At 47.7% G+C, this 6,210-nt stretch carries 6 protein-coding genes and 1 pseudogene; 3 read left to right on the top strand and 4 right to left on the bottom strand.

Annotated elements, in window-relative coordinates; translation table 11 throughout:
• Positions 1 to 138 precede the first annotated feature (138 nt).
• From FCN80_RS25280 to FCN80_RS25270, 3 genes and pseudogenes are all read left to right on the top strand, one after another.
• A pseudogene (locus tag FCN80_RS25280) lies at positions 139 to 944 on the top strand (IS5 family transposase).
• Positions 916 to 1,800: an acyltransferase family protein gene (locus tag FCN80_RS25275; RefSeq protein WP_136993067.1), complete on the top strand. Its 885-nt coding sequence runs from the start codon at positions 916 to 918 to the stop codon at positions 1,798 to 1,800. Before FCN80_RS25280 ends, FCN80_RS25275 begins: the two are co-directional and overlap by 29 nt.
• Before the next feature lie 12 nt (positions 1,801 to 1,812).
• On the top strand, positions 1,813 to 2,589 hold the full coding sequence (locus FCN80_RS25270) for an alpha/beta fold hydrolase (RefSeq protein ID WP_136993066.1): 777 nt from the start codon (positions 1,813 to 1,815) through the stop codon (positions 2,587 to 2,589).
• A 245-nt stretch (positions 2,590 to 2,834) separates the two neighbouring features.
• On the opposite strand, the gene FCN80_RS25265 is transcribed toward FCN80_RS25270, so the two are convergent.
• The 4 genes from FCN80_RS25265 to FCN80_RS25250 all read right to left on the bottom strand — a co-directional run.
• Positions 2,835 to 3,188: an AzlD domain-containing protein gene (locus FCN80_RS25265; protein WP_136993065.1), complete on the bottom strand. Its 354-nt coding sequence runs from the start codon at positions 3,186 to 3,188 to the stop codon at positions 2,835 to 2,837.
• Entirely contained in the window at positions 3,172 to 3,879 is a 708-nt protein-coding gene (locus FCN80_RS25260; protein ID WP_230492953.1) for an AzlC family ABC transporter permease, read from the bottom strand. Before FCN80_RS25260 ends, FCN80_RS25265 begins: the two co-directional genes overlap by 17 nt.
• Complete coding sequence (locus tag FCN80_RS25255; protein WP_136993063.1) at positions 3,876 to 5,867, bottom strand: helix-turn-helix domain-containing protein; 1,992 nt, start codon at positions 5,865 to 5,867, stop codon at positions 3,876 to 3,878. The genes FCN80_RS25260 and FCN80_RS25255 overlap by 4 nt, the downstream gene beginning before the upstream one ends.
• A gap of 150 nt (positions 5,868 to 6,017) precedes the next feature.
• Positions 6,018 to 6,210, bottom strand: a 193-nt coding sequence (locus tag FCN80_RS25250) for an integrase core domain-containing protein (RefSeq protein ID WP_170975522.1), incomplete at its 5' end; no start/stop codon positions are given.

Raw genomic sequence — 6,210 nt, 5'->3', positions numbered from 1 at the left:
CGCTGTGGCATGAAAGAAGTAATGGGAGTAACGTCTACCGTAAAAATAAAAGAGTGTTGGGTTGAATTGAGAACTTAGAACCCATCCCAAAAGGAATTGTCAGTTATAATAGGTAATGGCAATTTCTGAGGACAAAATATGGCAGGCAGCAAGTGGCAGATCAGCGATGAACTCTGGGAAAAAATGGCTCCCCTTATCCCGGAACACAAAACACATCACCCACTGGGTACGCATCGTAAACGCGTTGATAATCGTGCTGCAATGAACGCCATTTTCTTTGTGCTCAGAACGGGTTGTCAGTGGAATGCGCTGAATGCAACACATATCTGCTCATCAAGCTCAGCTCATCGCCGTTTCCAGGAATGGCGTGACGCCGGGGTTTTTGAGCGGTTCTGGCAGAACGGATTGCTGGCCTGCGAACAACTGGATGCCATCGACTGGTCATGGTTATCGATGGACGGCTGTATGACAAAATCCCCGCTGGCAGGGTCAAAAAAACAGGCTGTAACCCCACAGACCGGGGGAAACAGGGGGTAAAACGCAGCCTGATGACAGACGCGAACGGGCTTCCACTCTCACTGGTTGTCGCAGGAGCGAATACCCACGACATAAAGCTGGTTGCTGATACCCTGGACGCTCTTCAGACAGGCAGACCCGGCAAAAGGCTTCGCCTGTGCATGGATAAAGGTTATGAAGCCGAATGGCTGAAAACCTGTCTGAAAATGCGTCGTTATGAACCTCATATCCAGTCGGGGAAAGAGGAGTCTGAAGCCATCAGAACGACGGATTTTAAAGCGCACCGCTGGGTTGTGGAAAGAACTCACAGCTGGATGAACCGCTTCCGTCGGGTACTGACGCGCTGGGAGAAAAAAGTCGAAAATTATGAAGCGATACTGCATTTAGCATGCGGCGTCATTGTCTGGAATAAAATCCTATTGGGATAGGTTCTTAGTAGCAGCAATAATTGCCATTATTTTGATCACTTGTACAGGGCCATTGCTTCCTGGTGGAAAACCTCTTTCAGGAATACTTCCAAATCTTTTCTTAATCCAGACGTGGATACCTGATCCATATACATTTATCAGCTTAAATGGAGTAAGTTGGTCACTTTCTTGCGAATTGTTTTTTTATGTCTGCTTCCCATTAATTTATATGGTTTTGGCTAAACTGTCGTCGAAGGTATTAGTAGTAACCTTGATGGGAATTATAGCACTGTTGATTTTGATGCCTTATTTTTCTGGCTGGCTTCCCTATACACCTCTGTTGCCATGGAAACCGGAGTCGATGTATGCATACTGGTTTGTTTACCTGTTTCCCCCAGTCAGAATATTTGAATTTACCAGCGGTATCATTGTCGCACTTCTCGTCAAACGCGGTGATTATTATGGACCAAACACTCTCCATTCTTTGATTTTATTTATTGGGGCATGGTTTGTTTCCATATTCAATTCCTCTCTCTATAGTTATGCTGCGTTCACTATTATTCCCGTTATCATGCTGATAGCCTCGTTTGCCATGTCTGATATTCTCGGTCGGTCAAGTGTGGTTGAACACCCATTTTTTTCTACTCTTGGTGAATGGTCATTTTCATTTTATCTCATTCACCGCCTGGTGCTCATGTTTGGTCACCGTTTAATCGGAGAGGGTAGTCAATATAACCTTACACAAGGTGTCCTTCTGATAATTTTAGCGTTTTTGTTATCTCTATGGGGAGCAAAAATGCTCTTTACATTTGTTGAGAAACCTGTCGTATTCTATGTAAAAAACACGAATACCAAGAACCCTGAAACGGCTCATTAAAAGGATTAAGCAATGAAACGTATTAATGATAATGGTTCATCTGTTTCCTACTTTCACGAGGGAGATGGCAAAAATGTCCTTTTCCTCCACGGAACAAACATTGCAGGGAAAAGTAGCTTTGGGCATGTTTTGACGTATTTTACCGATAAATATACTGCTCTTGTTACTGACTATGCCGGATGTGGACAATCTACATTACCTGATGGCCCGATTAGCATCGAGCAGCTAGCCGATCAGGCTGCCCTTGTTATTACGGATAATGGAAAGGAACCTGTTGATATTGTTGGAACGTCTCTTGGCGCAGTGGTTGCTGCGACAGTTGCTGCCCGGTATCCTTCTCTGGTTCGCAAGCTTGTGTTGACTGCTCCCTGGGCTGATGGCAAAGACCCTCGACATACCCTGATGTTCAGCACGTGGTTGCAGTTAGAAAAGACGTCACCCAGGGAGGCCACTGCATTCGGTCTTTCCCATGTGTTAAGCCCTGTATTCCTCTCCGCGCTTGGTAGTGAGAAATTAGCGACGCTATGTGCCCGCCCGTCAGAGAATGATTCCGCACGGCGAATAGAATTGGGATTGAACCTCGATATTAACGCCTATCTCACCATGGTTAAGATGCCAACACTGATTGTTGCCTTAACAGATGATACACTGATCCCTCGCTATCAGGTTGAGAAGGTTCATCGCCAAATATCCGGGAGCAAATATATCGAAATTCAGAGTGGACATGCTGTTCAGATTGAAAGCCCTGATATTTGGGCGAGAACGGTAAGGGATTTTCTTGATCTATGAGGCATTGCAATAATAAAACCTGAGAAGTCGTTCATCAAATTGGGTGCCGTCAACGATGACGGCACCATCCAGTGTTTTCATTACGCCTGTTAATTAATAACATTTGCGATAATGAGCAAATCCGTCCCGAGAATGCTCTTTATCCTGACGTAGTGTAGTCCTTTCATCACCAAATGGTTTATGATGATTAATACATTAATGAGAAAACATAAAGCTCACAGAATGGAATATTTCTTCATTTCCCATCACGCTGAGGTTAAATAAAAAATGCATGCGTACACACACACTCCGGATATAACAGCCACTCCGGCATTATTCGACAATTTTAGTATTAATAGCGTGGACGCGGCGCCAACAAAATAACTCAACTGAGAGGAGAAACCAGCCTCTGCAGCATCCCGCAAACCAGGAATAACGGTTACAACCGTAATTGCCGCTAATAATGATGGACCTAATGCTGACAGTACAGGCGAGTCATTTTCACGCTCACCTGTATTTGTCTTGATTTTTTTGATCGCAAAAGGCACTGCCCGGGTCAGGTAGGTAATGAGAGCCATGAGGATTACCGCCAGCCAGGCAAGATCAGACGACAGCACCATGATATTTACTCCTTATCAGCACAGCACCGCAGCCACATACCGCACCAGCCAGTAACGCCAGCGCTGTCATCCCTTGTAAATAACAGAAAGAGGCGACTAACGCTGAAATCACAATCGGCAACTGAGATGCGCGATTAAAACTTTTATGAACCAGAACAATAAACAGTGCGGGCAAAGCAAATGGCATCGCTTGAGCCAGGAGAGGTACACGTTGGCTCAGCCCTACACCAGCAAAAGCGCCCAGAGCCGTTCCCACCAACCACGATAAATAGCTGCTGAGGCCCAGCCAACCCATCCAGAGGTTTCTTTGTTCTTTTTCCACTGCAGACATTCTGACCAGGGCGGTGGCGAACACCTCATCGGTCAGGGTGAAGGCCGTTACCACCAGATGCCGACGTAGTCCATCCGGCAATTTAGGCAGCAGTACCGCGCCGTACAGCAAGTGTCGGGCATCCATTAAGGCGCACAGTCCCAGCACCAGTAGCCAGGAGGTCCCCGAATGAATAGCAGCCAACAGTACGAACTGGCTGGCCCCGGCGAAAATAAACGCAGACATGCCAAGGAGAAGAGATGGAGGTAATCCGTTCACCACACCGGCCATGCCAAAGGCAAATGCAATCGGGAGATAGCCGGTAACAATCGGCAATGACGCCCTGATAGCGTCCCATCTCACTCTGGTTTGAGTCATCATAGCGCCCGGAGAACAAACAGATGTGTCCCCGCCTCCCATTCATCCCGACCGCAGGTGGCATACAGCCGCTGATGGTAGCTGATATCAAAACCAGCCGAGCATGCCAAATCAGCAAAACAACGCGGATGCGTTTTCTGTTCAACCTCATAATCCAGGCCTGCTACTAATGCTTCTAATTCCAGAAAGTGCAATCGATAAAACGCAAGTAGTGGATGGTTAGATGGCGTCGGCAAGGCCAGTTTTTCCAGTGATTCAAGCAAATTACGGCAACGATATTCGGCTTTGCCTAAATTGCCCGTGCGAGCTTCAAACAGAGCCATCGGCACACTATGCTGAATGGCACGAAGCAAAGATGCTTCCGGTGAAACCAGTTCATCAACAGGAACCGGAGCCAGTGTATCGGCAATGTACTGTAAATGATGGGAAATCAAAGCCGGCTTGCGCTCCCGAACATCATCGAACGGACAGATCATTTCATCAGAGACAATGAATATCCCATCTGGCTTGAGCTGGCGACGAACAGACGTCAGAAAATCGAAAGTATCAAGATGGTGTGAAGCCCCAACGGAAATTGCCGCTGCATAGGGATGCTCTGGCACAGGCAGCTCCGTGATGCTTGCTTTCAGAGAGTGGACGTTATCATATCCTTTGAACAGTTTTCGCAGATGATTAAATGCTGTTTCGCTCGGATCGACTGTTGTGGCATCCAGTTGGGGCATTAATTCCAACACCATTTTGAGCGGCAAGCCAGGACCGGTGCCAACATCAAGGATATGCCCGGCTTGTTCCTGAAAAACCTGCTCCAGATGCAAAGCGATAGCCACAGACTGCTTGGCATAAGCGGGATGAACCAGCTCGTAAGCCGCATAGGCATCAACGTTAATACGATCTTCGAATAGCACGACATCCGTGCTCTTTTCCACGATTTCAGTTTGTTCATAGGCTGGTGCCGCTCGCACTGGTACGGCTGGATAGCCATGACGGGTCAAAGACTCAGCCGCCAGCGTAGACAAACACACCCATTTACTCTGAGAGAGCTCACGCAATGCCGCTATCTCGGGATCACCCAAGGGATCCCACAACGAACAGCTACGGTTACAAAGGTCTACAGCCTGGCGCAGCATTGGATTGTTAAGTTTGGGCAAGGGCAATAATGCATGCTGGCCCTGCCGGGAGAGGTAAATCAGCATCGGTCCTTGCTCATCGACAATAAACGTCTGTGAACCCAGTTTTCCAGAAAACGCAGGCAAATCCAGTTTATGTTTCAGCAGGGAGAGCGTAGATGATTGATCAACAGGGAGCGACTTGAAGCTGAGGCGCACCGCGTTCACACCCTGACGGTTTTCCAGGGACATGCGGTCGGTTTGCTGTTTCAACCCTGTCCAGTCGTCTTCAGTCTGAGGCCAGTCACGCTGTACGTCATACGTCCCCAAAGTGATCTCTGATAAAACCGGATAAATCACGCTAACCATCAGCGAGCAGGGTTCACCTAAACTTTGGTAAAGGTGCTGAATATCACTTTTGAAGCTGTAGCTTTGCCCGGTAGACCGGAATACCGGCGCAGTGCTTTGCCCAAGCAGTACCTGGCCTTTCAGCACGACGACGCTTTCTTCCACGCCTGGCATATGGCTGTCAGCATAACGCTTCGTGCGCGGAGCCAGCTCCATGATATAGGTTTCAATCACCCGCGGCGTACTTTGCCGGTTAATAAGCCGAACACTGACGCCTTCGGAGACCGACTCAACAGTTTGCTCATTATCAGCGTCAATCAGTTCGCCAAATGGAACGCCTAATGTCCTGGCCAGTTTCCAGACGGTTTCAATCGTCGGGTTGCCACGACCAGCTTCAATGCCTGATAAAGTTGCTTTTCCTATACCACTCACTTCCGCCAGGCCCGACAACGTCATACCTCTGGCCTGCCTGACTTTAGTCAGGTTAACTGAAACGGAAGTACGAAATTCATTGGCGAGTTCGGGTAAAGTATCCATAAACAACATTCCTTATACAGAACACTACTGTTCAATATAAAGAATATCCTTTATGATCGTCAAGTTCTGATTCTTTAAAAAGAACGCAAATTCCCCCAGTAGCAAAAGTGAACCGCACCGGTTTTCTTGGAGAGAGTTAAGGCAGGAAGCTCAGGCTGCCAGATTGTTACAGTTTCTGGAAGCATAATATGTTTTTTCAGCTTCAGCCGGTGGGATGTGACCAAGCCTCTCCATTAGCCTGCGATTGTTGTACCAGTCCACCCACGCCAGTGTTGCCAGCTCTACTTCTGCCAGGTTTTTCCAGCTCTTACGGTGTATTACCTCCGCTTTATAAAGACCGTTG

The organism is Martelella alba (assembly GCF_005217455.1).
Lineage (GTDB): Bacteria > Pseudomonadota > Gammaproteobacteria > Enterobacterales > Enterobacteriaceae > Acerihabitans.
Note: the sequence above shows the minus strand (reverse complement) of the source record. Positions and strands in the feature narration are given on the sequence as shown.

Excerpts from the sequence above, each read along its gene's own strand:
- FCN80_RS25270 (WP_136993066.1), top strand. The coding sequence starts at position 1,813 with ATGAAACGTATTAATGATAATGGTTCATCTGTTTCCTACTTTCACGAG.
- FCN80_RS25265 (WP_136993065.1), bottom strand. The coding sequence starts at position 3,188 with ATGGTGCTGTCGTCTGATCTTGCCTGGCTGGCGGTAATCCTCATGGCT.
- FCN80_RS25260 (WP_230492953.1), bottom strand. The coding sequence starts at position 3,879 with ATGATGACTCAAACCAGAGTGAGATGGGACGCTATCAGGGCGTCATTG.
- FCN80_RS25255 (WP_136993063.1), bottom strand. The coding sequence starts at position 5,867 with ATGGATACTTTACCCGAACTCGCCAATGAATTTCGTACTTCCGTTTCA.